Origin of the sequence: Sphingopyxis sp. Root1497, from assembly GCF_001427085.1 — a bacterium.
In the GTDB taxonomy this organism is placed as follows: domain Bacteria; phylum Pseudomonadota; class Alphaproteobacteria; order Sphingomonadales; family Sphingomonadaceae; genus Sphingopyxis.
Map to the genome: position 1 here is coordinate 438,150 of NZ_LMGF01000001.1, position 25,775 is coordinate 463,924.

The following is a 25,775-nucleotide window of genomic DNA, read 5'->3' on the forward strand; positions in this document are numbered from 1 at the left end:
GAACTTCATTCCGGAAAATGGAATAATCGATGGACCGCTTGCTGACGCTGGAGATGTTCGTTGCGGTCGCGGGCGAGGGCGGCTTCGCCGCCGCGGCGCGCAAGCTGGGCCATTCGCCGCCCGCGGTGACGCGCGGCATCGCCGCGCTCGAGGACAGGCTGGGGACGAGCCTGTTCCACCGTTCGACCCGCGCGGTGGTGTTGACCGACGCCGGCGCGGCGTTTCTTGGCGAAGCGCGGCGCATCCTTGGCGACCTCGCGGGCGCCGAGCGCGCGGTGCGCGGTGCGGCGGCCGAACCGCGCGGCCAGCTGTACCTGACCGCGCCGGTGATGTTCGGGCGGCTGCATATGCTGCCGGTGGTGAGTGCTCTGCTCGCCGAACATGATGCGCTGACCGCGCGGATGATGCTGGTCGACCGCAACGTCCGGATCGTCGAGGAGGGGATCGACGTCGCGCTGCGCATCGGGCCGCTCGCCGATTCGGCGCTGAAAGCGGTGCGCATCGGCGCGGTGCGGCAGATGCTGGTCGCGAGCCCCGCCTATCTCGCGCGGCAGGGCGCCCCGGCGGTGGTCGGCGACCTCGCGGATCATGCGCTGATCGCGATGGACGGGCCGCGCGCAGGGGGCGAATGGCAGTTCGCCGGCACGCGGCTGAAGCTCGAGGCGCGGCCACGGCTGGTGGTCAACACGGTCGACGGCGCGATGGCGGCGGCCGAAGCGGGGGTGGGGATCGCGAACCTGCTGAGTTACCAGGTGATGGACGCGGTCGACGCCGGGCGGCTGATATCCTTGCTCGCCGGTGATCAGCCGCCCGCGCTGCCCGTCCACCTGCTGTTCGAACCGTCGCGCGCCGCGCTGCCGTCGGTGCGGCTGTTCGTTGCGGCGATGAAGGCGCGGCTGCGGATGGCGGGGCTGGCCTGACGCGTCAGCCGATCATCGTGAAGGCGATCCAAACCCCGCCGACCAGCGCGAACAGAGAGCCGAGGCCGACAAACAGGCCGATGAAGCAGCCGTTGCGCATCGGCGCCCATATCATGACGTCATGGGGATCGTCGGGGTTGTAGCGGACGCGCATGATGCTGCCGACCGCTTTGGGGTGGTTGGTCGACAGGCTGTCGGGAATTTGTTTCGTGACGCCCGCGAGCCGATATTCGATCGTCGCGGTGTGCATCAGCGTGCGGTCGCCGTCGCTGTCGCTGCTCCAATGGCTGTCATGGCCGACGATCCGGCCCTCGACCTCGTGCCAGCGGCGGCCGCGCATTTCCTTTTTCGCCATGGCGAGGCCGATGCTCGCGAACAGCAGGCCGATCCCCGCGAAGAACCACGGGATCAGGCGCAATATCTGGTCTTCTGCCACTTCGCTTCCCCCCGGAACGAAGATGGGGACGGACGGGTCCCCGTCTAGAATTGATAGGCGAGGCCGATGCCGCCGAGCCACTGGTCGGCGCTGCCTGCGTCGGCGACGATCGGCGAATCGGCGTAGCGGCCGAGCATCCGGCCATATTGGGCGCCGCCGATCAGCACGAAGCCTTTGCGCAGGTCGCCCGACAGGCCATAGGCGCCCGCGAGGCCGATCGTATATTTGCCCGCGGTGACCTTGTTCCCGGCGCCGGTATAGACGGGCAGGCCGCTCGCGGCGCTGCCGACCGGGTCGACGTCGAAATAATAGCGGCCAAAACCTTTGCCATAGATGTTCACCGACGCCGACATGCCGATGAAGGCCTGTTTCGACAACGGGGTGCCATAATCGATGGTCGGCGAGATGACCCAGCTGCCATGCTTGCCCGAAATGTCGGCGAGCCCGACGACGCGGAAACCGACCTGATCGTAACCACTGGTGACGATGCCGGTGTGGGTGACGCCCGCCGACAGGCCGAGTTCGACCGCCATCTTCTTTTCGCCGAGCGCCTCGACCTGGGCGTCCTTGATGCGGCCGGTGCGGTCGCTGCGCAGGTTGATGATCGGGCCGAATTTCAGGTCGGTCTTTTGCCCGCGCTTCTGGCGGATCAGGTCAACCTGCAGATTGGTGCCGCGGGTCGAGAAGGAAAAGCCGCTGAGCCGGCCGCGCACGTAGAAGGCGGGCAGGACGACGCGGTCGTCGGAGCCGTTGTAACTCGGCGCGGTGATTACCCCGCCGGCGACCGAAATATAGTCGCGCGACCATTTGCGGTCGCTGTCGTCGCCTTCGGGCGAGGCGGCGGGGAGCAGAATCGCCTCGTCGATGTCGCGGTCCTGCAGATAGGCGACAGGCGTGGTGCGGGGCGCCGGGCGGCCGGGCGCGATCTCGGCGCTCAGGCCGGCGAGGTCATAGCCGAGTGCGGGGCCGTCCATCGCCTGGGCAGGGGCGGCGCCGCAAAGCAGCAGCGCCGGAAGCGCAAGGCGGGGGAGAAAGGCGGGCATCGGCATAAAGCGTTAGGTTCCTATGGTCTTGCCCCTCGTGCTGGGGGTGTATGCGAAGCACGGGGGCTTGGAAAGACAGAGACTTGCCGACGGGGGATTTAGTTCCCATGCAGCGTCACATGGCCCGCAATCATTACAATCCCGCGCCCGATGTTGCGCGGCGCGACATCGGCGCTGACGCCATGGCTGTCCCGTTGTTCCGTCGTGACGTCACCGAAAGAACAGGGGCATGAGCCGGATCCCGCGGTTCGTCGGCTATGCGCTGATGGCTGGCGCCGCCGGGCTTGCGCTGCTGGAGCGGCGCGGCATGGTCGCCAGCGTCGGGCCGCTGCCGGTCATTGCGGCCGTGCTGTTGCTCGGTATGGTCGGGGTGATGCTGGTGTTCACCGACCTGATGGTGCGCGGGCTCTATGCGCAGGTCGACGTCGCGAAACGGGCGCCGCCGCCGGCTGATGGCGCCGAGGATACCGACGCCAAATAGGATGCAGGGAAGGACCGCCCTCTCTGGGGAATGGCGGTATTTTGGCAGCCGCGCAGCGGCCGACGGAGGGGCCGACGCGGTCAGGCGGCGTACAGCGTCGCCGGTTCAGTTCGGCGCCGGGCAGCGCGAGCGGTCGCCCTTGTTGCAGGCGTCGATGTCCGCATTGGCCTTGGCGACGCGCGCGACCTCGGCCTGGTGCGCGGCGACGGCGGCGCGATAGTCGGCCTGCTGCTTTTCATAATCGGCCTGTTTCTTGTTGAAGTCGGCCTGTTTGCGTTCGAAATCGGCGACCTTTTCGGCCTGGATACGTCGCGCCTCGGTGTCTGCCTTGAGCCAGGCGGCGGCGGCGGCATTCTGCTCTTCGTTGAGATGGCCCGTTTCGGACGGGGGAATGTCGACGGCCACCGGGCCGGCGGGTTTTGCCGGTGTCGCAGCGACCGGTTTCGGGGCCGCAGGGGCCGGCTTGGCGGTCGAACCGCCACGGCTTGCCATATGCTGGCCGCGCAGCCGGTCCGACTGGCCGGCGTCGCAGCTGCTCGGCTGCTTGCCGTTCCAGTTGTTGCAGCCGTTGACGAAGGTCACCGGCTGGTCGGGGTCGAGTTCGTCATATTCGTCGGCGTCGACATCATAATAGGCGTTGTAGCCGACCGGGCCGTTCAGCACGCCGCGGTCGGCGGTGCCGATGAAGCGTTTGGAGAAAAAGTCGCCGGTCTCGTCGAGGTCGATGTAGAGCGTGCCGGGTCCGCTGATCAGCCCGTCGGCGTTGCAGCCGCCCTTCCATTCGATCAGCGCCACGCCGCCGGACCCGTAACGTTCCTTGACGGTTTTCGTCCCCGCCGCGTCGAGCCCCATCGCACCGTGATTGACGATCATCATGCACTGGCCGGTGCCGTTTTTGACCTTTTTCAGCGACCAGCTGGCGCCGGCATAGGGGCCGGCAAAGGCATCGTCGGTGCCGCTCTGCGCCACGGCGATCACCGGCGTCAGGAGCAGCGCCGCCGCCGCGGCGCCGGCCGCGCCGATCATCGAAACCCGTGTCTTTCCCGTCGTCATGTCCCGATCCTTTTCGCCGCGCCGCGTCGGCGGATGCCGCCGCAAATCTGAGGCGATCGGCGCGCGAAATGCAACTCGAAACAATTTGGTGCGCCCCGCGTGCGCGGTGGACGGAGGCCCCCGGCGCGCGCCCTTTTCGTTCGACACTATCGGCACTTGCCAGTATGACCGGGCGATGACCGATCGCCCGCAAACACCGCTGCTCGACACGGTGGATGTCCCCGCCGACCTCCGCAAGCTGAAGCCCGAAGACCTCCGCCAGTTCGCCGACGAACTGCGCGCCGAGATGATTTCGGCGGTCGGGACGACGGGCGGGCATCTGGGCTCGGGGCTTGGCGTCGTCGAGCTGACCACCGCGCTCCATTATGTGTTCGAGACGCCGCGCGACAAGATCGTCTGGGACGTCGGCCACCAATGCTATCCGCACAAGATCATCACCGGGCGCCGCGATCGCATCCGCACCCTGCGCACCGGCGGCGGGTTGTCGGGCTTCACCAAGCGTAGCGAGAGCGAGTATGACCCGTTCGGCGCCGCGCATAGCTCGACCTCGATCAGTGCCGCGCTCGGCTTTGCGATCGCCAACAAGCTGAAGGATCAGCCGGGCCGCGCGATCGCGGTGATCGGCGACGGGTCGATGTCGGCGGGCATGGCCTATGAGGCGATGAACAACGCCGCCGCGGCGGGCAACCGGCTGATCGTCATCCTCAACGACAACGACATGTCGATCGCGCCGCCGGTCGGGGGGCTCAGCGCCTATCTGGCAAAGCTGGTGTCGTCGCGGCCGTTCGTCGAATTGCGCGAGATCGCGCGGCGCTTTGCGCGCAAGCTGCCCGAACCCTTGCACAAGGCGGCGAAGAAAACCGACGAATATGCGCGCGGCATGGCGATGGGCGGGACGCTGTTCGAGGAGCTCGGATTCTATTATGTCGGGCCGATCGACGGTCACAATCTCGACCATCTGATCCCGGTGCTGGAGAATGTGCGCGACAGCGACCATGGTCCGGTGCTGATCCATGCGGTGACGGTGAAGGGCAAGGGCTATGCCCCCGCCGAGGCCGCCGCCGACAAATATCATGGCGTCCAGAAATTCGACGTGATCACCGGCGAGCAGGCGAAGGCGCCGCCGGGACCGCCGGCGTATCAGAATGTGTTCGGCGAAACGCTGGCGAAACTCGCCGACACCGACCCGCGCATCGTCGCGATCACCGCGGCGATGCCGTCGGGCACAGGGGTCGATAAATTCGCCAAGGCGCATCCGACCCGGACCTTCGACGTCGGCATCGCCGAACAGCATGCGGTGACCTTTGCCGCCGGATTGGCGGCGCAGGGGATGCGGCCGTTCTGCGCCATCTATTCGACCTTCCTCCAGCGCGCTTATGATCAGGTCGTGCATGACGTCGCGATCCAGAATTTGCCGGTGCGTTTCGCGATCGATCGCGCCGGGCTGGTCGGTGCCGACGGATCGACCCATGCGGGGTCGTTCGACGTCACTTATCTGGCGACGCTGCCCAACATGGTGGTGATGGCGGCGGCCGACGAGGCCGAACTGGTCCACATGACCTATACCGCGGCCGAATATGACGATGGGCCGATCGCGTTCCGCTATCCGCGCGGCAATGGCACCGGGGTGGCGTTGCCCGAAGTTCCGCAGAAGCTGGAGATCGGCAAGGGGCGCGTCGTGCGCAGTGGCAAGACCGTCGCGATTCTGTCGCTCGGCACAAGGCTCGCCGAGGCGCTGAAGGCGGCGGACACGCTCGAAGCGCGCGGCCTGTCGACGAGCGTGATCGACCTGCGCTTCGCCAAGCCGCTCGACGAGGAACTGATCCGCAAGACGCTCGCGAACCATGAGGTGTGCGTGACGATCGAGGAGAATAGTGTCGGCGGGCTCGGCGCGCATGTGCTGACCCTGGCGAGCGACGAGGGGCTGATCGACGCGGGGCTGAAGCTGCGCACGATGCGCCTGCCCGACGCCTTCCAGGACCAGGATTCGCCCGACAAACAATATGACGCCGCGGGGCTGAACGCGCCGCAGATCGTCGACACGGTGCTGAAGGCGCTGCGCCACAACAGCGCGGGCGTCGAGGAGGCGGGGGTCCGGGCTTGAGCGGCTGGTGGTTCGCCGCCGGCTGCGTCGCCCTGTTCCTGATCTATTCGCTCATCGCCGCGCGCCGTGACAAACGGCAGGCGGCGGCGCTGGCGGCCCGGCGCGACAATGTCGGGCGCGAACGGTTCATTGCCATGCTGGCCGGCGATTGCGAGCGCGACGTGGCGGAGTTCCTCTGGGATGAGCTGCAGCCCGAATGGGCCTATTGGCCCGTGGGGCTGACCCCGCATCCCGACGACGATTTCCTGAAAGACCTGCCGATCGACGATGAGGAGCCGCAGGACTGGCTCGAGCATTATTGCAACAGCCGCGGCCTCGACTGGAAACGCTGGGCGAATTGGGACCGGAGCCAGCCGACAACGGTCCGCAATTTCGCGCGCTGGCTTTCCAAAGGGCAAGCGTCGCCGGTCGAGGATGCCGCATGAACTTCTTCAACCTCCTGCAATCGCTCGACGAACTGCTGTACGAGGTGATGTCGTGGCTGGTCTTCTATCCGGTCACCCTGTGGCGGGTGCTCGTGCACCCGCTCAAGATGATGGATTATTCGGACGTCGAGCAGGGCGATGTGTCCGACCAGCAATATACCGACACGCTGAGCCCGCCTTTGTTCCTGCTGCTGTCGCTGATCATCGTCCACGCCGCCGAGATCGCGCTGGTCGGCAACGACGCGGTGGTGGCGAGCAAGGTCGGGCTGTCGGCGCTGGTCAGCACGAACACCGACCTGATCCTCCTGCGTATCGTCCTTTACAGCCTGTTTCCGGTGATGATGGCGACGCGGCTGGTTCGTGCGCGCGGGCTGCAGGTCGATCGCGCCACGCTGCGCGCGCCCTTTTACAGCCAATGCTATGTCGCCGCGGTGCTGGCGATGATGCTGGGAACCGCCGTGATCCTGGTCAAGCAGGGCCATGACTGGGCGGTGCTCGCAGGCGGCGCGCTCGCGTTGTTCGGGCTTTTGTGGTTCGGTTTCCTGCAGACCGCGTGGTTCAACCAGCACCTGCAATGCGGCCGGCTGCGCGCCTTCGGCCATGCATCGCGCGCGATGGTCGAAAGCCTGGCCGCGATGTTCATCCTGTCGAGCCTGTTCAGCTGAGCGCCGCGGTTTAAGCCTTTGTCCATCGGTTGCCGTCAGGCCGGACGGAAATAGCGAAAGCGGGGATGCGCGAATGACGGTGACGACGACGATGCGGGGGGTTGCCGCCGCGATACTGGCTCTGCTTGGTGCCGTCGCTTTTGCCGTGCCGGGCTGGGCCGGACCGATCGAGGACGGCGTCGCCGCGATCGACCGCAAGGATTTTGCCGCGGCGGCCCGGCATTTCACCGCCGCGCGCGACGCGGGCAACCTCCAGGGCGACTACCATCTGGGCTATATGGCTTTTGCCGGTGAGGGGCGCGCGGTCGACCGGGGCGCGGCCGCCGACCTTTGGCGCCGGGCCGCCGACCGGGGCATGATCCTCGCGCAGATCAACCTGGCCCTATTATATCGCGGCGACCTTGGCGTTCCGGCGGACCTGCCACAGGTACGCGCGCTGTTGCAGGGACCCGCCGCGAAGGGCGAGGACCGATCGATGGTGATTCTCGCCATGATGATGGCGCGCGGCGAGGGCGGGCCGGTCGACATCGAAGGCGCCGACCTGATGATCCAGCGCGCGCGATCGGAGAACAAGGAGACGGCGGGGCCTGTGCTGGAAGAGCTGCGCGCCGCGGGGCTATTGCCCGATCATGGCGCGCTGCGCTGGCAGGAGCAACGCGATGCCCGCGCGCTGGCGGGGGACAGCGATGCGCTGTTCCTGCTCGGGTCCGACTATCTCCACGGCGAAGGCGTGGCACAGGACAAGGCGGCGGCGGCGCGCTGGTTCGCGGCTTCGGCCGACAAGGGCAATGCGGTGGCGCAGATGGCGCTCGCCGCGCTGCTCACCGATGCCGACAGTCCGCTGGCGGATTTTGTCCGCGCCCGAGAACTGGTGATCGCGGCCGCCAACCAGGGGCATCCCGACGCCCTGTGGAGCATAGCGCGCAATGTCGGTTGCTGCATGAAGAAGCCGGCCGATCAGGACATCGCCGCCACTGCCGCGATCCTCGCCTTCTGGAATGGTGCCTATGAGGTCGGCCCGATTCGCCTTAAGTTCATGAACGGACTGTCGCCAGCGCGGCAGCGGGCGGTGCAGGCGCGCGCCGAGGAATGCCACAAGGTCGGGATCGCGGTGTGCGGCCTGTTCGACGCTTTGGTCTTTCCGGCGGTCGATGGCCGCGGACAGGTGTTGCCCGAGGGCTGAGCGCCCCAACGAAAACGGCCCGGGCAATGCCGGGCCGTCGATCATCCGTTTTGCCAGGCCGAAATCAGCCCGGAATCGCCGCCTGCGCGTCGCGACCGTCGCCTTCGGGCGAGACCAGGATGTCGCGGGTGACGAGGCCCTTGTCGACGACCTCGGTGGTCGGGCTGCCGACCTGGCTGCGGATGCCGGGGTCGGCGCGAGCGCCGTCGGCGCTGCCGATGACGGCGCTTTCGGTCGTGCTGCGCGGGGCGGGGCCGCCGAAAAGGGTGCGGAGCGTCTGTTCGGCGGTGGTTTCGCCGCCGGGACGTGCCGCGCCCGGCGCGGGCGGGACGAGCGAATAGTCGGGCGGCACGATCAGCGGTGCCTGGCGCGACACGCGCATTTCGTCGGGACGGTCGCGGCTGAACAGATTGTTCGACCCGCAGGCCGACAGCGTCGATGCGGCCAGGGCGGCGGCAAGAATGGCGGTGGTCCGGTTCACTTGAAAATCACTCCTGTACGCCCCGTTTAATCGGCGGCGGGCTGGTCGCCCGCCTTCGGGGCCTTTTCGCCCAAGAGCAGCGCGCGCGCAACCAGCAAAAGCACCCCGATGGTGATGCAGGCATCGGCGACGTTGAAGATGAGGAAAGGGCGGAAATCGCCGAAATGCAGGTCGGCGAAGTCGACGACATAGCCGAAGCGGACGCGGTCGACGATATTGCCGAGCGCGCCGCCGAAGATCAGCGCGAGCGCGAAGACGTCGCCCTTCGCCTTTTCGCGGGTCATCCAAATCAACACCGCGCTCGCCACCGCGGCGGTGACCGCGACGAGGATCCAGCGCATCGTCTCACCCCCGTCGGCGAACAAGGACAGCGAGATGCCGGTATTTTCCGCCCAGGTCAGGCGGAAGATCGGCAGGATGTCGATCACGCGCTTCGCCTCGAGCGACAGCGGGGTGATGACGATCCACTTGCTGATCTGGTCGAGCAGGAAGGCGACGGCGGCGATGATCAGGCCGAACTTCAGGTGCGGCGAACGGGTGCTGGACATGGCTTAGCTCAATACCGTGTCGCAGCGATTGCACAAGGCGCCGTCCTCGACCACCTCGGGCAGGTGGCGCCAGCAGCGGCCGCATTTGTGGTTTTCGGTGCGGGTGACGGAAAGCGTTTCGCCCGCGCGGGCAACCGACACGATGAACACTTCCTCCAGCGCGGTCGCGTCTAGCGTCGGATCGGGAATCGTGACCTCGGCTTCGAGGCTCGATCGGATCGTCTTTTCGCGACGATAGGGTTCGATCGCCTCGGTCACTGCTTCGCGCTGAGTGCGGACGCCTGCCCACTTCGCAGCGAGTGCGGCATCGTTCCAGCCCGCCTCGACTGTCGGCCACTCCAGCAAATGGACGCTGGTCGCGTCAGGATAGCGCGTGCCCCAGACTTCCTCGCTGGTGAACACCAGCACCGGGGCGGCGTAGCGGACGAGCGCGTGGAAGAGGATGTCGAGCACGCTGCGGTACGCGCGGCGGGTGTCGGTGCCGAGCGGCGCGGCGGGGCCGAGGTCGCAGTAGAGGACGTCCTTGCGGATATCGAAGTAGAAAGCAGACAGGTCTTCGTTGCAGAAGTCCGACAGCAGGCGCGTGTAGCTGTTGAAGTCGAAATCCTCGACCGCCTGCGCCATCCGCTTGTCGAGGTCGGCGAGCAGGCTGAGCATATAGCGTTCGAGTTCGGGCATCGCCGCGACGTCGGTGATGCGCTCTTCTTCCGTGAACCCGTCGAGCGCGCCGAGCAGGTAGCGGAAGCTGTTGCGCAGCTTGCGATACTGGTCGGCGACGCCTTTGAGGATTTCGTCGCCGATACGGTGGTCTTCGGTGAAATCGACCGACAGTGCCCACAGGCGGATGATGTCGGCGCCGTTGGTCTGCATCACCTTGACCGGATCGGTGGTGTTGCCGACCGATTTCGACTGTTTGAGGCCCTTGCTGTCCATGGTGAAGCCGTGGGTGAGCACCGCCTTATACGGCGCCTGCCCGCGCGTGCCGCAGCTTTCGAGCAAGGACGACTGGAACCAGCCGCGATGCTGGTCGCTGCCCTCGAGATAGAGGTCGGCGCTGTGGGTGCCGCCGTCGTGGCGGACGAGCGCGGGCCAGCGGCCGCTCTCCAGCACGAAGGCGTGGGTGCAGCCCGAATCGAACCAGACGTCGAGAATGTCGACGATGCGTTCGTAATCGGCGGCGTCATAGGCGTCGCCGAGATATTCCTGCGCACGCGCGTCGCTCCATGCATCGACGCCGCCCGCCTTCACCGCCGCGACGATGCGGTCGTTGACTTGCGGGTCGTTGAGATACTGGCCGGTCTTGCGGTCGACGAAGAGCGTGATCGGCACGCCCCAGGCGCGCTGGCGCGACAGCACCCAGTCGGGGCGGTCCTTGACCATCGACCCGATGCGGTTGCGGCCCTTTTCGGGGACGAAGCGCGTGTCGTCGATTGCCTGCATCGCCGCCTGCCGCAGCGTCGGCGCGGCGCACAGGTCCTCCTCATGCGGGTTGATCGCACCGCCTTCGCTTTCCCAGCGCTGCTCGCGCGGTGCCTTGGGCTCGATATGCGTCATCACCCGGTCCATCGGCACGAACCATTGCGCCGTCGCCCGGAAGATGACCTTGGCCTTCGAGCGCCAGCTGTGCGGATAGCTGTGCTGGTAGTCGGCGCTGGCGGCGAGGAGGCCGCCGGCAGCGCTGAGGTCGCTGCAGATCGGGCCGTCGGGGGCGTTGAACTTGGGATTGATGACGCTGCCCTGACCGCCGAGCCAGCCCCAATCCTCGCGATATTTGCCGTCGCCTTCGACCGCGAACACGGGGTCGATGCCGTTCGCCTTGCACAGGTCGAAATCGTCCTCGCCATGGTCGGGCGCCATATGGACGAGCCCGGTGCCGCTGTCGGTGGTGACGAAATCGCCCGCGAGGAAGGGACGCGGACGTGCGAAAAAGCCGCCGAGCTTGTGCATCGGGTGGCGGGCGATGGTGCCGGCGAGGTCGGAGCCTTTCAACACGGCGCCGGGAAATGCAACGTCGCTCCGTTCGGGAACCGCGACGTAATCCCATTCGAGGATCGGGGCGTCCGTGGGCCAATCATTGGCTTCCGGTTGTGCGCGAAGGAAGCGTTCGACGCGTTGCTTGAAGGAATCCAGCAACTGGACCGCGACAAGGAAACGGCCCCGGAATCGCTCCAGTCCCTTCGCGTGAACCGTGATGTCGCCGATCTGGTACTCGACATCCGGCCCATAGGCCAAAGCCTGGTTGACCGGGATCGTCCACGGGGTCGTCGTCCAGATCACCGCATGCGCGCCGACCAGCTCCGCGATCGGGCTTTCGACGATCTCGAACGCGACATCGATCTGCGTCGAGACGATATCCTCATATTCGACCTCGGCCTCGGCGAGCGCGGTCTTTTCGACCGGCGACCACATCACCGGCTTGGCGCCGCGATAGAGCATGTCGTTGGCGGCGAATTTGAGCAGTTCGCGGACGATGGTGGCCTCGGCCTCATAATCCATCGTGAGGTACGGATGGTCCCAGTCGCCGCCGATGCCGAGGCGCTTCAACTGCTCGCGCTGGGTGTCGACCCAATGCTGCGCATAGGCGCGGCATTCGGCGCGGAATTCCTCGACCGGAACCTCGTCCTTGTTGAGCTTTTTCTTGCGATATTGTTCCTCGACCTTCCACTCGATGGGCAGGCCGTGGCAGTCCCAGCCGGGCACATAAGGCGCGTCCTTGCCCTTCAGCGTCTGGGTGCGGACGACCATGTCCTTGAGGATATGGTTGAGCGCATGGCCGATGTGCATGTCGCCATTGGCGTAGGGCGGGCCGTCGTGGAGGATGAACTGGTCGCGGCCCTCGCGGCTTTCGCGAATCTGGCCTTCCAGATTTCCCTCGACCCATTTCGCCAGAATCAGCGGCTCCTTCTGCGGCAGGCCGGCCTTCATCGGGAAGTCGGTCTTGGGCAGGAAGACGGTGTCGCGATAGTCGCGGGTTTCGGCGGTGGGCGTGCTGTCGGTCATGGGGGCGGCGCTTAGCGCAGATTCGCGTGGGAGCAAAGACAATGGGCGCTGGCATCTTGAGGAAGAAGGGGTTCACGCGAAGACGCGAAGACGCGAAAGAAAAAGTTTCGCGCAGAGAGCGCAGAGAGCGCAGAGAAATAGCGAGAAAGGGCGGCGAAGCCGCCAATCATTCTTCTTCGCGCCTTCGCGGCTTCGCTTGAACCGTTTTTCTCTGCGTCCTCTGCGTCTCTGCGCGCATTGTCTGCCTTAGAGGTGCGCGAGCAGGTCCCGCGCCGCGTCGCAATCCGCCGCGATCTGCGCCATCAGCGCGCCCATGCCGTCGAACTTCGCTTCCGGACGGAGGAAGGCGTGGAAGGCGACGTCGATTTCCTGGCCGTACAGGTCTTCGGCGAAATCGAAGAAATGCGGTTCGAGCAGCTCCTTCGGCGGGTCGAAGCTGGGACGGATGCCGAGGTTCGCGGCGCCTTTCAGCACGCGGCCGTCGGGCAGCCGCCCGGTGACGGCGTAGATGCCGTAGCGCGGGCGGAGGTAATTGCCCATGTCGATGTTGGCGGTCGGGAAGCCGAGCAGGCGGCCGTTCTTGTCGCCGTGCTGGACGATTCCGCGCACTATGAACGGCCGGGTGAGCAGGCGCGCGGCGGTGGCGCAATCGCCCGCGTGCAGCGCGTCGCGGATGCGGCTCGACGAGATGACCTCGTCGGCGTCGTCGACCGGCGAGACCATTTCGGTGAAGAAGCCAAGGCGGCGGGCGTGGTCGGCAAGCGTCACGACATCGCCGCCGCGGCCCTTGCCGAAGACGAAGTCGGCGCCGGTGACGACCCCGGCGGCGCCATAGCGGTCGAGCAGCAGGCCGGTGATGAAATCCTCTGCCGTCGTACCCGCGAGCGCGGCGTCGAAGGGCAGGACGAGCATCGCGTCGGCGCCCGCCGCAGCGAACAGCGCCTGCCTTTGGTCGAGCGTGGTGAGGCGGAAGGGCGCGGCGTCGGGCTTGAAGAAGCGCACCGGATGCGGGTCGAAGGTCGCGACGATCGCCGGCCGGCCTTCGTCGCGCGCATGGCGGACGGCGCGGCCGACGACCGCCTGGTGCCCGGCGTGGAAGCCGTCGAAATTGCCGAGCGCGATGACGCCGCCGCGCAAATCGCCCTCGATCCGCTGGTGGCCGTCGAGGCGGATCATAGCGCGGGCGGGGTGAGCGGGACGAGCCCCGCGCTCAGCACGCGGATCGCGTTGCCGCCCATCGCGGCGCGGATCTCGTCGTCGGTGAAGCCCGCGTCGATCAGCGCCTGCGTCATCTGGACCAGCTGCGAGGTGTCGAAGCGGACGGTGGTCGCGCCGTCGTAATCGCTGCCGAGCGCGACATATTGAATGCCGACGAGGTCGCGGACATGCTTCATCGCCTTCGCGATGCTCGCGGGCGAGGTGTCGCAGACGGCGGCGTCCCAATAGCCGATGCCGATCAGCCCGCCGGTCGCCGCGACGCCGCGGATCTGCGCGTCGTCGAGATTGCGGTTGACCTTGCACGTCGCCTGCACCCCGCCATGGCTGGAGACGACGGGGCGGCGCGCCATCTTGAGGATGTCGGCGACGCACGCCTTGCTGCAATGCGCGACGTCGACGATCATGCCCTTGGCTTCCATCGCCGTGACGACCCGGCGCCCGAACGGGGTCAGCCCGCCCTTCTTGAGTCCGTGCATCGACCCCGCGAGGTCGTTGTCGAAGAAATGGGTGAGCCCAGCCATGCGGAAACCCGCGGCGTAGAGCTTGTCGAGATTGGCGATGTTGCCTTCGAGGACATGCAGCCCCTCGACGCTGAGCATGACGCCCCGGCCGGTCGGATGGTCGGGGATCACCTCCTTGTTCAGCCCGTCGAGGCCGCCGGGCGCGGTCACGAGATACCATGGCGGGCGATTGCCGATCGCCTCCTGTTGCTCGGCCAGCGCGCGTTTCAGCTTTTCCGAATGCCAGAGCGAGCGCTCGAGCAGCGAATTCCACGTCCGCACCGGCTGGAGCTGCGCGATGACGAGGCCGGTGATATTGTCGGTGTCGGCGCCATTGGCGTCGTAATTCTGGCCCTTGGGCGATTTGGTGGTGCTCGCCAGGACCTGCAGCGCGACATTGCCCTCTTCGAGCCGAGGAAAATCCATATGGCCACGATCCGCGCGGTCGAGGATGCTGCGTTTCCACAGCAAGGTGTCGCTGTGCAGGTCGACGATCGTCAGCGTCTGGTGCAGCGTCTTGGCGCGTTCGCTGACGACTGGCAGCGGTTTGCCGTCGATCTTGTTCATGTCGCGCTCGAGAATGCCGGGGGCGAGGGCGAAGAAAGCGAGCGCGGCGAGCGCGACGACGAGCAATAGGCCGGTAAGCCAGCGACGCATCAGCGCTTCCTCGTGAAGGTGACGAAGCTGTAGGCGGGGCGGCCCGCCTCGTCGGCCGGATGATCTTCGCGCGCCGCTTCGCGCCAGTCGGCGGGGTCGGGATAGGCGATCGACGCGTCGCCGGCGGGCGTGAGCGCGACTTCGGTCAGCTCGATGCGGTCGGCGAGGGGCAGGAACATCGCATGGATTTCGGCGCCGCCGATCACCATCACCTGCGGCGCGTTGGCGCTGCGCAGCGCCGCCTCGACCGATGCGACGGGTTCGGCGCCGTCCTCCTGCCAGTCGGGGTCGCGGGTGAGCACGATGTGGCGGCGGCCCTCGAGGATCGCGGGCAGGCTGTCGAAGGTCTTGCGCCCCATGATCATCGGGCGGCCCATGGTGAGCTGCTTGAAGCGACGGAGATCGGCGGGCAGGTGCCAGGGCATCTTGCCATCGGCGCCGATGACGCCATTCGCGGCGCGCGCAACGATCAGGGTGATTTCGGGGTGGTTCATGCGGGTTCCGTGCCGACCCAGGTCGCGTGGCCGAGCTTGCGCCCGGCGCGGACCTCGGCCTTGCCATAATGGTGGAGGTGGCAGCCGGGTTCGGCGAGCAAGGCGGGCGCGTCGTTTATGCCGACGCCGATCAGATTGCGCATGACGACGGGCAGCCGCGGGCTCGCGGTGTCGCCGAGCGGCAGCCCGGCGATCGCGCGGATGTGGTTTTCGAACTGGCTCGTCACCGCGCCCTCGATCGTCCAATGGCCGCTGTTGTGGACGCGCGGCGCCATCTCGTTGAAGACCGGACCCTTGTCGGTCGCGAAAAACTCGCCGGTGAGCACCCCGACATAATCGAGGTCGGCGGCGATCGCCGCCATCAGGTCGCGGGCTTCGGCCTGCTGGTCGAGGACGATCGGCGGCGGCGGAAGGGTCGAGGTGGCGAGGATGCCGTCCTCATGGATATTGACCGGGCTGTCCCAGAAGCGTGTCTCGCCATCGATGCCGCGCACCATCAGCACCGAAAATTCATGGTCGAAGGCGACGAAGCCTTCGAGCACCGCGGCGTGACGGTCGATCGCGTCCCACGCGGCGTCGGCATCGTCGGGGGCGGCGAGGCGTGCCTGACCCTTGCCGTCATAACCCATGCGCACGGTCTTGAGGATCGCGGGGGTGCCGATCGCGGCGATCGCGGTATCGAGCGCGGCGCGGTCGGGGGCCGCCGCGAAGGGGGCAGGGCGGCCGCCAAGGCCGGCGACGAAGTTTTTCTCGATCAGCCGGTCCTGCGCGATTTCGAGCGCGTCGGCGCCGGCGCGCACCGCGACATGGCCCGACAGGAACCGCAAGGTGTCGACGGGGACATTTTCGAATTCGAAGGTGACGACGTCGCAATGCGCCGCAAAGGCGGCGAGGCGCGGTTCGTCGTCCCACGCGGCTTGCGTGTGCTGCGCCGCGACCTGTGCGGCGACGCTTTCGGCGTCGGGGGCATAGATATGCGTCTTGTAGCCGAGCTGCGCGGCGGCGACGGCGAGCATGCGGCCGAGCTGGCCGCCGCCCAATATGCCGATGGTAGAACCGGGTGGCAGCAAGCGCTCAGCCCTCGCGCACAGGGATCGGGGCGACGCCTTCGGACTGCGCGGCGCGCCAGGCGTCGAGCTTTGCCGCGAGGCCGGCATCGCTGTTCGCGAGCAGCGCGGCGGCGAACAGTCCGGCGTTGGTCGCCCCCGCCTTGCCGATCGCGAAGGTCGCCACTGGAATGCCGCCGGGCATTTGGACGATCGAATAGAGGCTGTCGACGCCGCTGAGCGCGGCCGACTGGACGGGCACGCCGAGCACCGGCACGCGCGTCATCGACGCGACCATGCCGGGCAGGTGCGCGGCGCCGCCGGCGCCCGCGATGATCGCTTTCAGCCCGCGCGTCGCGGCGCTTTTGGCATAGGAAACAAGGCGGTCGGGGGTGCGGTGGGCCGAGACGATCTGGACCTCGTGGGCGATGCCGAAGGTTTCGAGGATGTGGACGGCGTGCGCCATCGTCGGCCAGTCCGACTGGCTGCCCATGATCACGCCAACGCTTGGCGCCGTGTCGCCCATCCCTCTGTCTCCCTGCCCGGGCGAGTCATCGCCGCGCCCCTCCCCTAGCGGGTCGAAATGATGCGGGCAACGCCATCAAATCGCGGGCTCCGTTTACCGATTGGTATCAAGTCCGTTCTAGGATCGCCCGTCACGAGAGACTGTCGGCATCCGGCCGGCGGCACGGGTTCGCTTCGGGGACGTTTGGGATGGACAGCATAGGGGGGGCACGGATCGCGGTCGATCACCTGACCGCCGTACCCGTCGACTCCATCGAGGACCAGTTGCGCGACGTTCGGCGCGAACGCGACGCGTTGCGCCGCGAAAATCGCGTCCTCAAGATCGCGGTCGCCGAACTCGAGCGCGTGTCGGAACGCGACACGCTGACCCCCTTGTTCAACCGCCGCTATTTCCTGACCGCGATCCACCAGCGCATCGCGCGCTTCGAACGCCATGCCGAGACCGCCGCGGTGGTCTTCGCCGACGTCAACCAGCTCAAATTCATCAACGACAGCTTCGGCCATGCCGCGGGCGATTTCGCGCTGATCCAGATTGCCGATCGGTTGCTGTCCTCGATCCGCGCGACCGATGTCGCGGCGCGCATCGGCGGCGACGAGTTCGGGCTGATTCTCGACCAGTCGACCGAGGAAGGCGCGCGGGCGCAGGTGACGCGGCTGTGCGATATGCTGATGGCGGCCCCCGCCGTCTATGACGGGCGCGAGATCGCGCTGTCGGCGTGCTTCGGGGTCGCGATGCTCCAGCCCGACATGACTGAATCGGACATCCTCGCGGCGGCCGACCGCGACATGTATCGCTGCAAGCAGGGGCAGGATGGCCCCGCCGGCCATCGCTAACCGTCCATTAACCAAATGAGCGCATCGTCACACCCTTGAGGACCAGGGGGTGTCAGATGTTGCATCACAACGACCCGAGCCACGATATCCAGCGCCGGATCACCGGGCAGATCGGCGCGCTCGCCGAGGCGCTGCCGCATTGCGCGCTGACCCAGATCGTCCAGGGGGTCGACGACATCCGTTGCCTGGCGCGGGATCATGGCTTTGCCGCGGTCGAGACGCTGGCGAGCCGGCTCGAATCGGCGGTCGCCGCGGGCGGCTATCGCGCCGCGATCCTGACCTATCTCGACGCGATGAGCGACGCCGCGAGCGTACCGCGCGGGCCGATGGCGCCCGCCGCGCAGGAAGCCTGGCTGGCGTCGGTCGCGATGCGCCTCGGGCACTGATTCCAACGCTTCGGGACCGAATTTCATGGATGCGATCATGCTGGCGCTCGTCGCGGTGGCGCTGGCCAACGCCGACGGACGGACGGGAGTTTTCCTGTCGCGCCTGCTCGCCGCGCGCGACGACCGGCGGCTGGTGTTCGGGATCGCGGTCGGCGTGTTCGTCGTCAATGCGGTGATCGCGGCGGTCGCCGGATCGATCGCCAACCGGATGATCGGGCAAGGCATCGTCGCGCTGCTCGTCGCCTTCGCGCTGCTGTCGGCGGCGGTGGCGCTCGCGTGGCGCGGGCGGCTGACGCTCGCCGACGATCGCGTGCTGACCGCGCCGGTACCGCTGCTCGCGGCGCGGATGCTGTTGATCCAGTTCGGCGACCGCAGCCATTTCCTGATCGGCGCGCTCGCGGCGACGAGCGGCGCGGGGCATTGGGCCGCGGCGGGCGGGCTGGCCGGATGGACGATCGCGATGCTGCCCTTCCTGGCTTTTGGACCCGCGCTCGCCGACCGGCTGGGCGCGAAGATCGTGCGCTGGGCGGCGGCGCTCATTCTGGCGATCTGGGGGCTGCGCAGTGCGATGACCGCGTTCGGGATGCTCGGTCGGTAATCGATTTTATCGATCATTCAGCGTGAAAGGCTGCGTGGGACCATGGGCTTTCTGATCCCTATATTGCGGGAACAGGAAAGGAGGGTGTCATGCCCGACCATAATCAGCCCGCCGTCGCCGATGCGCTCAACGCGCTGCTCGCCGACAGTCTCGCGCTCTATCTCAAGACGAAAAATTATCACTGGCACGTTCAGGGGCCGCATTTTCGCGAACGGCACCTGCTGTTCGACGAACAGGCAACGCAGATACTCGCCACCACCGATCTGATCGCCGAGCGCGTGCGCAAGAATGGCGCCGCGACCCTGCGTTCGATCGGCGACGTCGGCCGCCGCCAGTCGATCCGCGACGACGATGCCGCGGGCGTCGATGCCGAAACGATGGTCCGCACGCTGGCCGCGGACAACAAGACGCTGCTGGCGCAGATCAAGGAGGTCAAGGCGGCGGCGGAAAAGGCCGGCGATATCGCGACGAGCGGCCTGGTCGACGCCTGGGCCGACGAGACCGAGCAGCGGGTGTGGTTCCTGGAGGCAACCGCGGGCTATTGAGCGGCAACTATCGACGCTTGATAGCCGACACAGCTTTAATCCGTTCGTGTCGGGCGAAGTCGGGGCACCCCGAAGGCATGCATTACTGCAGGGTGTCTCGACTTCGCTCGACACGAATGGAGATGGGGGGCTCGCGCCGTAAGATATGTGCCGCCACGCCCCCAACGAAAAAGGGCGGCCTCTCGGCCGCCCTTTTCCTTATCCGTTCGGACCGGAATCAGTCCTGGTGCGGCTGGATGTTCACCGCGGCGAACTTGCCGCGATCGTCGACTTCGATGTCGAAAGCGACGCGGTCGCCTTCCTCGAGGCCGGTCATGCCGGCGCGCTGCACCGCGCTGATGTGGACGAAGGCATCGGCCTGTCCGTCGTCACGCGCGATAAAGCCGAAGCCCTTGGTGGTGTTGAAGAACTTCACCGTGCCCGAGGTGCGTTCGCCGGTCAGTTGGCGCCGGCCGCGGGCGCCGCCCGGTGCAGGACGGTCGCCGCCGAAGCCGCCGCGGTCACCGCGATCGTCGCGGCGCGGGGCGCTGTCCTCGATCGGCATCGGTTCGCCTTCGATCTTCAGGTCGATCGCCGACACCTTGCCGTTGCGTTCGACGAGGGTGAAGCCGAGCGGCTGGCCCGAGGCGAGGCCCTGCAGGCCCGCCTGTTCGACCGCGCTGATGTGCACGAACACATCCTCGCCGCCGTCGTCGCGCGCGACGAAGCCGAAGCCCTTCGACGGGTTGAAGAATTTGACGGTGCCATTGCCTTCGCCGACGACCTGCGCCGGCATGCCGCCGCCGCGTCCGCCGCCGAAGCCACCACCGCCGCCACGATCGCCGCCGCCGAAGCCGCCGCGATCACCGCCGCCGAAACCGCCCCCACGGTCCCCGCCGCCGCCACTGCGATCGCCGAAGCCGCCGCGCGACGCGCCGCCGCCATAGCTGTCACCGCCATAGGGCGCCGGTTCGAAGCTGTCGAAATTGCCGAAATCATCGCGCTTACCGCGCCCCCGATGGCCACGGCGGTCTTTGTTGAAACTCATTGTCTGATAGTCGCTTTCGGTCGTCCACGCTCCGTTACCACCGGCTCCTTGCGCCGGACGGAGACGCAGTTCACCCTTGGCACAGACTCGCCCCGTGCCGCTAACGGCGCAATATATAACCTAAATGACCGGCCGCTGCGAACAGAAAATTCGCGGGCTTCGTCGCGATGCGGGCAGCGTCCGTCGCACCCGCCCGGCGCGCCCGCGGCGCGGGCAAAACCAGTCATTGAGCCGCAAGGCGGCTTGGCCTAAGGCGAGGCCATGACAGTCTATTTCCATGAAGAGGATCTGCCCGAGGGCGTGCTGGGTCCAGGTGCGGTTGCGATCGATACCGAGACGATGGGGCTCAACCCGCTGCGCGACCGGCTGTGCCTGGTTCAGATCAGCGACGGGTCGGGCGACGAGCATCTCGTCCGCTTCGGTCCCGGCAGCGCCTATGACGCGCCGGTGCTGAAGGCGATATTGACCGATACCAACCGGTTGAAATTGTTCCATTTCGCGCGTTTCGACATCGCCGCGCTGCAGCAGGCGCTCGGCGTCGTGACCGCGCCGGTCTATTGCACCAAGATCGCCTCGCGGCTGATCCGCACCTACACCGACCGCCACGGGCTGAAGGAGCTGGTCCGCGAATTGCTGGGCCAGGAGGTGTCGAAACAGCAGCAGTCGAGCGACTGGGGTGCCGCGACGCTGAGCGACGCGCAGCGCGACTATGCCGCGAGCGACGTGCGCTTCCTCCACGCGATGAAGGAGATCCTCGACGCGCGTCTGGTCCGCGAGGGACGCATGGAACTGGCGCAATCCTGTTTCGATTTCCTGCCGACGCGCGCGGCGCTCGACCTCGCGGGTTGGCCCGAGGCCGATATTTTCGCGCACAGCTGAGGGGGCGATTCGCATGTCCGCCCGCGCCGATCATGATCGCACGATGCGCCAGTTGTGGGCGACCAGCGGGTCGAGCCACGACCGTGTCGTGCGCATCCTGCGCTTCGGACTGCCGCTGGTGATCGGCGTCGTCGCCGCGGTGATGATTTTTTCGCCCTTCACCCAGCGGACCGAGGTCAGCTTCCTGCTCGCCAAGGACAAGGTCGAGGTGGCGCAGGAGCGAATGAAGGTGACCCGCGCCGAATATCGCGGGCAGGACACCAAGGGCCAGCCCTTCGCGCTCGTCGCGGGCAGCGCGGTACAGAAAAGCTCGGCCGAGCCGATCGTGCGGATGGAACAATTGTCGGGCGCCATCAACCTGGCTGACGGACCCGCGACGATCGCGGCGGCGGCGGGGCAATATAATATGGACACCGAACAGGTCGCAGTGCCCGGCGCGGTGCGCGTGCGCAGCGCCGACGGATACCGGATCGACGCGAGCAATGTCGCGATCGATTTGAAGTCGCGCAGCCTGACGGGCCGCGGCGGGGTCAACGGCACATTGAACATCGGCAATTTTTCGGCCAACGCGCTGTCGGCCGATCTCGACACGCGCGTCGTCCGCCTGTCGGGCAATGCCCGGCTGAGGATCAATCAGGGAGTGCTGAAATGACCGCAACGCCGCGCCTGGGGGGATTGCGCAGCCTGATCTTGGCGGGCGCGAGCTTCGCGCTGACCAGTCTCGCGATCCTGTCGGGCGGCAGCGGCGGCGCCCCGGCGCGGGCGCAGGCGCTTGCCAACCACAACAGCAACGCCCCCGTTGATTTCAGCGCCGGCAGCATCGAAGTGCAGGACCGGTCCGACCGCGTCGTGCTGTCGGGCGGGGTGCGGGTGACGCAGGCGGGCATGACCGTGACCTCGCAGCGCATGACCGTCGCTTATTCGCGGCAGGGCGGCACCGACGTCAACCGGCTCGACGCGACCGGCGGCGTCGTGGTGACCAAGGGCGACGAGCGCGCAACGGGCAATGTCGCGATCTACGACCTCGACAAGCGGCTGATCACGATGGTCGGCAATGTCCAGCTGACCCAGCGCGGCAACCGCCTGAACGGCGGGCGGCTGGTGATCGACCTCAATTCGGGGCGCGCGACGGTCGATGGGCGCGGCGCGACGCGCGGACCCGACGGCAATGTCGTCCCGGGTGCGGGCGGGCGCGTGACCGGCACCTTCACCGTTCCCGAACGCAAGCAGTAACGGCCTCTAAGTCAAGACGAATTCCGACCCGCGCGGCGGGCGCGGCTCATCACTTTCGCCCGTTACTTGCGATATCCCGGTTTCGTGTCACTATTCCCCTGTAATTTTTCAGAAGTGGGGGAGGCGAGTCGTGTCGATTTCCGAAAGCTTTCTTGATACGATATTCACCGTGACCGATCCCGATGCGCGGTTGCGCAAGCCGGGCGCGCTGTTCGAGTTCGAAACATGGCGGGCGGGCGACGCGCTGCCCGCCGGCGCCGCGGTCGGCGGGTTCAAGACGATCCCCAAGAACAGCAAGGTGAAGGTCGAGCAGATCAAGATCGAACCGTCGGGGAGCCAGTCGAAGATCGTCTTCGCGCTGGTGGCGCCGGCGGCGGGCGGCGCGGCGCTGGGGTGGACCTCGACGCGCAATTTCAGCGGCAGTTTTCGCAACGTCACGCTGGGCAAGATCGCTCCCGCGCCGGGAGCGGGGCAGTTCGGACCCAATGCGGCGTGGAAGGGCGGCGCCTATCAGGGCCAGATCACGCTGGTCCAGATCGTCGACCGGACGCTCGAGATCGAATATCTGTCGGAGGCGATCGTCGAGCCCTATCAGAAGATGGTCGCGGCGGCGGCGGCGGACGGCATCGCGATCCTGCTGAATTCGGGCTTTCGCACCTATGCCAACCAGAAATATCTCTATGAGGGCTATGTCGCGGGCCGGCCGGGGTTCAACAAGGCTGCCAAGCCCGGGTCGTCGAACCACCAGCACGGCATCGCGCTCGACATCGACACCGCCGGAGGACTCGGCAGCCCGACCTATGACTGGCTGGCGAAGCATGCGACGCGGTTCGGTTTCATCCGCACCGTGCCGAGCGAGGCCTGGCATTGGGAGCATCGTCCCGCCGCGGCGGCGACGGCGCGCGCCGCGGGCAAGCACCAGCTCTGATCCGCGGCGGCGATTCGCGGGAAAGGGCGCGCTAACCTTTTCCGTCAACGCGGTCGATACCATGGCGCGCCAAGGTGGCGGCGGGACCAGACCATATGCGGCACCGGGGGGTGCGACGCCGCGCAGTAAAAGGCGCCCCGCCCATGCGGTTCTCCCCGATTGTCACGCCGCGCCGCCCGCTGTTCGGCCAGCGGCTGACCACCATCGAAACCCCCGAACTTGCCGGCCCGACCAGCGAGGAACGGCGGCTGATCGACCGCCTGCTGCGGCGGGCGGGATATCGCGATTCGCGGTAGAAGAAGAAAATCTCACGCAAAGGCGCAAAGAAAAAGGGTCTCACACAAAGACACAAAGATGTCGCGCCTGGTCGGCTGGCGTCGGCTCGTCGCCGCAGGCGACATTTTCAAAGGCGCTTCGCGCGATCCTCGCGTCGCGCCCGTGGCGTGCGCTGCCCTCTTCGCGCCTTTGCGCCTTCGCGTGAGATATTCATGGCGCAGCGCGCGGAGGCATAAGTCAGCCTGTCGTCACCAACCCCGCTTGGCGTTGGGCGGCGTCCACCCTACATGGGGCGCCGATGCCGCCCGATACGCAAACTTCCGCCGATGCGGCCAAGGAACCGCCGGTGCTGGACACGCTGCGGCGCTTCCTGCCCTATCTGTGGCCCGCCGGGCACACCGAGCATAAGGTCCGCATCATCGCCGCGGGACTCATCGTGCTCGCGTCGAAGGGCGTCCAGCTGTCGATGGGCTTCCTCTATGGCGCCGCGATCGACAAGATGGCGCCGGGGATGGAGCAGGGCGTCGCGCTCGCGATCGGGCTGGTGCTTGCTTATGCCGGGGCGCGTTTTGCCGGGGTGCTGTTCGACAATATGCGCAACGTCGTGTTCGAGCGCGTCGGGCAGGATGCGACGCGCGAGCTCGCGATCGCGACCTTCACCCATTTGCACGCGCTGAGCCTGCGCTTCCACCTCGCGCGGCGCACCGGCGAGGTCACCAAGGTGATCGAGCGCGGGACCAAGAGCATCGACACGATGCTCTATTTCCTGTTGTTCAACATCGCGCCGACGATCGTCGAGCTGCTCGCGGTGCTGATCATCTTCTGGACCAAGTTCAGCTTTGGTCTCGCCAGCGCGACCGCGCTGATGGTGATCGTCTACATCATCTTCACGCGGCGGGTGACCGACTGGCGCAATGCGCTGCGCGTCCGCATGAACGACCTCGACACCCTCACCGTCGGGCGCAGCGTCGACAGCCTGCTCAATTACGAGACGGTCAAATATTTCGGCGCCGAGGAGCGCGAAGCGGCGCGCTACCGCGACGTCGCCGACCAATATGCCAAGGCCGCGGTGAAGAGCGAGAACAGCCTCGCCTGGCTCAACATCGGGCAGAGTTTTGTCACCAACGCCGCGATGGCGGGGGCGATGGCGTACACCGTCTGGGGCTGGTCGAAGGGGCAATATCAGGTTGGCGACGTGGTGCTGGTGAACACCCTGCTCGCGCAGCTGTTCCGCCCGCTCGACATGCTCGGCATGGTCTATCGCGTCATCCGCCAGGGGCTGATCGACATGGAGGCGATGTTCCGGCTGATCGACACCCCGAGCGAGGTGCGCGATGCCGAGGGCGCCTGGCCGCTGGTGGTGAACGGCGGCGCGGTGGCGTTCGACAATGTCGTGTTCGGCTATGAGCCCGACCGCACGATATTGAACGGGGTCAGCTTCGCGGTCGGCGCGGGCGAGACGCTGGCGATCGTCGGGCCGTCGGGCGCGGGCAAGTCGACGATCGCGCGGCTGCTGTTCCGATTCTATGACCCGCAGGGCGGGCGGATCACCATCGACGATCAGGATATCGCCAAGGTCACGCAAAAAAGCCTGCGCGCCGAGATCGGCATCGTCCCGCAGGACACGGTGCTGTTCAACGACAGCATCGGCTATAATATCGCCTATGGCCGCGAGGGCGCGAGTGCCGAAGAGATCGCGGCGGCGGCCGAGGGCGCGGCGATCGACACCTTCATCGGCATCCTGCCGCAGGGCTATGACACTGAGGTCGGCGAGCGCGGGCTGAAGCTGTCGGGCGGCGAGAAACAGCGCGTCGCGATCGCGCGCACGCTGCTCAAGAACCCGCCGGTGCTGATCTTGGACGAAGCGACCAGCGCGCTCGACAGCCGCACCGAAGCGGCGATCCAGGACACGCTCGACCGCATCGCCGCACGCCGCACGACGCTGGTGATCGCGCACCGCCTGTCGACGGTGACGGGGGCGGACCGGATCATCGTGCTCGACAAGGGCCGCGTGGCCGAGACGGGGACGCACGAGCAACTGCTGCGAATGCGCGGGCTGTACGCCGACATGTGGGCGCGGCAGCAGGCGGAGAAGGAAGAGGGGACGGTTTAGAGAGGAGGGTTGCCTTGTGTGCGTGCGGGAAGCACTAACCAAGATTACGCAAACTGTTGTAGCCCGTTGGCGCTTTCACCGCCGCGAACACTTCGTATGGCGCAAATTTCTACGTTGCCGGGCTGGCAATTGAATACGATGATGTAGCGACCACGCTGGACGAGATGCAACGTGACA

28 protein-coding genes are annotated in these 25,775 nt (G+C 66.9%); 16 read left to right on the top strand and 12 right to left on the bottom strand.

Translation table 11 applies throughout. The annotated features are described in order from the left end of the window. Nucleotides 1–29: 29 nt before the first annotated feature. Complete coding sequence (locus ASD67_RS02005; RefSeq protein ID WP_056342464.1) at nt 30–920, top strand: LysR substrate-binding domain-containing protein; 891 nt, start codon at nt 30–32, stop codon at nt 918–920. A 4-nt stretch (nt 921–924) separates the two neighbouring features. On the opposite strand, the gene ASD67_RS02010 is transcribed toward ASD67_RS02005, so the two are convergent. Continuing rightward, entirely contained in the window at nt 925–1,356 is a 432-nt protein-coding gene (locus tag ASD67_RS02010) for a DUF3592 domain-containing protein (protein WP_162248525.1), read from the bottom strand. A gap of 44 nt (nt 1,357–1,400) precedes the next feature. Continuing rightward, the gene (locus tag ASD67_RS02015) at nt 1,401–2,405 is read right to left on the bottom strand and encodes a MipA/OmpV family protein (RefSeq protein ID WP_056342470.1); all 1,005 of its coding nucleotides are present in this window, start codon (nt 2,403–2,405) and stop codon (nt 1,401–1,403) included. A gap of 223 nt (nt 2,406–2,628) precedes the next feature. Between ASD67_RS02015 and ASD67_RS02020 the strand changes: the two genes are divergently transcribed. After that, nucleotides 2,629–2,880 (top strand): hypothetical protein, encoded by a 252-nt coding sequence (locus ASD67_RS02020; protein ID WP_056342473.1) that lies wholly within the window; start codon nt 2,629–2,631, stop codon nt 2,878–2,880. Between the two features lie 105 nt (nt 2,881–2,985). On the opposite strand, the gene ASD67_RS02025 is transcribed toward ASD67_RS02020, so the two are convergent. Next, on the bottom strand, nt 2,986–3,933 hold the full coding sequence (locus tag ASD67_RS02025) for a hypothetical protein (RefSeq protein WP_056342476.1): 948 nt from the start codon (nt 3,931–3,933) through the stop codon (nt 2,986–2,988). A 175-nt stretch (nt 3,934–4,108) separates the two neighbouring features. Between ASD67_RS02025 and dxs the strand changes: the two genes are divergently transcribed. From dxs to ASD67_RS02045, 4 genes are all read left to right on the top strand, one after another. Beyond that, nucleotides 4,109–6,037, top strand: coding sequence for a 1-deoxy-D-xylulose-5-phosphate synthase (gene dxs / locus ASD67_RS02030; protein WP_056342477.1), 1,929 nt, complete (start codon nt 4,109–4,111; stop codon nt 6,035–6,037). Beyond that, on the top strand, nt 6,034–6,462 hold the full coding sequence (locus ASD67_RS02035) for a hypothetical protein (RefSeq protein ID WP_056342481.1): 429 nt from the start codon (nt 6,034–6,036) through the stop codon (nt 6,460–6,462). The genes dxs and ASD67_RS02035 overlap by 4 nt, the downstream gene beginning before the upstream one ends. Next, a complete protein-coding gene (locus ASD67_RS02040) occupies nt 6,459–7,127 on the top strand; it encodes a hypothetical protein (protein WP_056342483.1) in 669 nt (222 codons plus the stop codon). Before ASD67_RS02035 ends, ASD67_RS02040 begins: the two co-directional genes overlap by 4 nt. A 73-nt stretch (nt 7,128–7,200) precedes the next feature. Then, the gene (locus ASD67_RS02045) at nt 7,201–8,310 is read left to right on the top strand and encodes a tetratricopeptide repeat protein (RefSeq protein ID WP_056342486.1); all 1,110 of its coding nucleotides are present in this window, start codon (nt 7,201–7,203) and stop codon (nt 8,308–8,310) included. A 64-nt stretch (nt 8,311–8,374) separates the two neighbouring features. On the opposite strand, the gene ASD67_RS02050 is transcribed toward ASD67_RS02045, so the two are convergent. The 8 genes from ASD67_RS02050 to purE form a co-directional block, all read right to left on the bottom strand. Continuing rightward, nucleotides 8,375–8,791 carry a DUF3035 domain-containing protein gene (locus ASD67_RS02050; protein ID WP_056342489.1) on the bottom strand — a complete coding sequence of 139 codons (417 nt, stop codon included), beginning with the start codon at nt 8,789–8,791 and terminating at the stop codon, nt 8,375–8,377. Nucleotides 8,792–8,817: 26 nt separating this feature from the next. Next, on the bottom strand, nt 8,818–9,339 hold the full coding sequence (gene lspA / locus ASD67_RS02055) for a signal peptidase II (RefSeq protein ID WP_056342492.1): 522 nt from the start codon (nt 9,337–9,339) through the stop codon (nt 8,818–8,820). Nucleotides 9,340–9,342: 3 nt separating this feature from the next. After that, the gene (locus tag ASD67_RS02060; protein ID WP_056342495.1) at nt 9,343–12,339 is read right to left on the bottom strand and encodes an isoleucine--tRNA ligase; all 2,997 of its coding nucleotides are present in this window, start codon (nt 12,337–12,339) and stop codon (nt 9,343–9,345) included. Between the two features lie 246 nt (nt 12,340–12,585). Beyond that, the gene (locus tag ASD67_RS02065; protein WP_056342499.1) at nt 12,586–13,515 is read right to left on the bottom strand and encodes a bifunctional riboflavin kinase/FAD synthetase; all 930 of its coding nucleotides are present in this window, start codon (nt 13,513–13,515) and stop codon (nt 12,586–12,588) included. Next, nucleotides 13,512–14,714, bottom strand: a complete 1,203-nt coding sequence (locus ASD67_RS02070; protein WP_056342502.1) for a dipeptidase — start codon at nt 14,712–14,714, stop codon at nt 13,512–13,514. Before ASD67_RS02070 ends, ASD67_RS02065 begins: the two co-directional genes overlap by 4 nt. Next, nucleotides 14,714–15,208 (bottom strand): dihydrofolate reductase, encoded by a 495-nt coding sequence (locus ASD67_RS02075; RefSeq protein WP_056342505.1) that lies wholly within the window; start codon nt 15,206–15,208, stop codon nt 14,714–14,716. The genes ASD67_RS02070 and ASD67_RS02075 overlap by 1 nt, the downstream gene beginning before the upstream one ends. Continuing rightward, nucleotides 15,205–16,278, bottom strand: a complete 1,074-nt coding sequence (locus ASD67_RS02080; RefSeq protein WP_235535533.1) for a 5-(carboxyamino)imidazole ribonucleotide synthase — start codon at nt 16,276–16,278, stop codon at nt 15,205–15,207. Before ASD67_RS02080 ends, ASD67_RS02075 begins: the two co-directional genes overlap by 4 nt. A 4-nt stretch (nt 16,279–16,282) precedes the next feature. Next, nucleotides 16,283–16,780 carry a 5-(carboxyamino)imidazole ribonucleotide mutase gene (gene purE / locus ASD67_RS02085; protein WP_056342508.1) on the bottom strand — a complete coding sequence of 166 codons (498 nt, stop codon included), beginning with the start codon at nt 16,778–16,780 and terminating at the stop codon, nt 16,283–16,285. A gap of 188 nt (nt 16,781–16,968) precedes the next feature. Between purE and ASD67_RS02090 the strand changes: the two genes are divergently transcribed. From ASD67_RS02090 to ASD67_RS02105, 4 genes are all read left to right on the top strand, one after another. Next, a complete protein-coding gene (locus tag ASD67_RS02090; RefSeq protein WP_056342511.1) occupies nt 16,969–17,613 on the top strand; it encodes a GGDEF domain-containing protein in 645 nt (214 codons plus the stop codon). 56 nt (nt 17,614–17,669) lie between these two features. Further along, complete coding sequence (locus ASD67_RS02095; RefSeq protein ID WP_056342514.1) at nt 17,670–17,999, top strand: hypothetical protein; 330 nt, start codon at nt 17,670–17,672, stop codon at nt 17,997–17,999. A 25-nt stretch (nt 18,000–18,024) separates the two neighbouring features. Further along, nucleotides 18,025–18,597, top strand: coding sequence for a TMEM165/GDT1 family protein (locus tag ASD67_RS02100; RefSeq protein ID WP_056342518.1), 573 nt, complete (start codon nt 18,025–18,027; stop codon nt 18,595–18,597). An 89-nt stretch (nt 18,598–18,686) separates the two neighbouring features. Beyond that, nucleotides 18,687–19,142, top strand: coding sequence for a Dps family protein (locus ASD67_RS02105; RefSeq protein ID WP_056342521.1), 456 nt, complete (start codon nt 18,687–18,689; stop codon nt 19,140–19,142). 217 nt (nt 19,143–19,359) lie between these two features. Here the strand turns inward: ASD67_RS02105 and ASD67_RS23905 are convergent, their stop codons facing one another. Continuing rightward, complete coding sequence (locus tag ASD67_RS23905; RefSeq protein WP_056342523.1) at nt 19,360–20,169, bottom strand: cold-shock protein; 810 nt, start codon at nt 20,167–20,169, stop codon at nt 19,360–19,362. Between the two features lie 261 nt (nt 20,170–20,430). Here ASD67_RS23905 and ASD67_RS02115 point away from each other — a divergent pair, with 261 nt between their 5' ends. The 6 genes from ASD67_RS02115 to ASD67_RS02135 all read left to right on the top strand — a co-directional run bounded on the left by ASD67_RS02115 (nt 20,431) and on the right by ASD67_RS02135 (nt 25,598). Beyond that, nucleotides 20,431–21,048, top strand: coding sequence for a ribonuclease D (locus ASD67_RS02115; protein ID WP_056342525.1), 618 nt, complete (start codon nt 20,431–20,433; stop codon nt 21,046–21,048). A 13-nt stretch (nt 21,049–21,061) separates the two neighbouring features. Then, on the top strand, nt 21,062–21,700 hold the full coding sequence (gene lptC, locus ASD67_RS02120) for an LPS export ABC transporter periplasmic protein LptC (RefSeq protein WP_056342527.1): 639 nt from the start codon (nt 21,062–21,064) through the stop codon (nt 21,698–21,700). Further along, nucleotides 21,697–22,281 carry an LptA/OstA family protein gene (locus ASD67_RS02125; RefSeq protein ID WP_056342530.1) on the top strand — a complete coding sequence of 195 codons (585 nt, stop codon included), beginning with the start codon at nt 21,697–21,699 and terminating at the stop codon, nt 22,279–22,281. The genes lptC and ASD67_RS02125 overlap by 4 nt, the downstream gene beginning before the upstream one ends. A gap of 130 nt (nt 22,282–22,411) precedes the next feature. Further along, complete coding sequence (locus ASD67_RS02130; RefSeq protein ID WP_056342533.1) at nt 22,412–23,209, top strand: M15 family metallopeptidase; 798 nt, start codon at nt 22,412–22,414, stop codon at nt 23,207–23,209. 143 nt (nt 23,210–23,352) lie between these two features. Next, nucleotides 23,353–23,505 carry a hypothetical protein gene (locus ASD67_RS22865; protein WP_156377531.1) on the top strand — a complete coding sequence of 51 codons (153 nt, stop codon included), beginning with the start codon at nt 23,353–23,355 and terminating at the stop codon, nt 23,503–23,505. A 278-nt stretch (nt 23,506–23,783) separates the two neighbouring features. Then, the gene (locus ASD67_RS02135; protein WP_056342536.1) at nt 23,784–25,598 is read left to right on the top strand and encodes an ABCB family ABC transporter ATP-binding protein/permease; all 1,815 of its coding nucleotides are present in this window, start codon (nt 23,784–23,786) and stop codon (nt 25,596–25,598) included. Nucleotides 25,599–25,775: the final 177 nt, after the last annotated feature.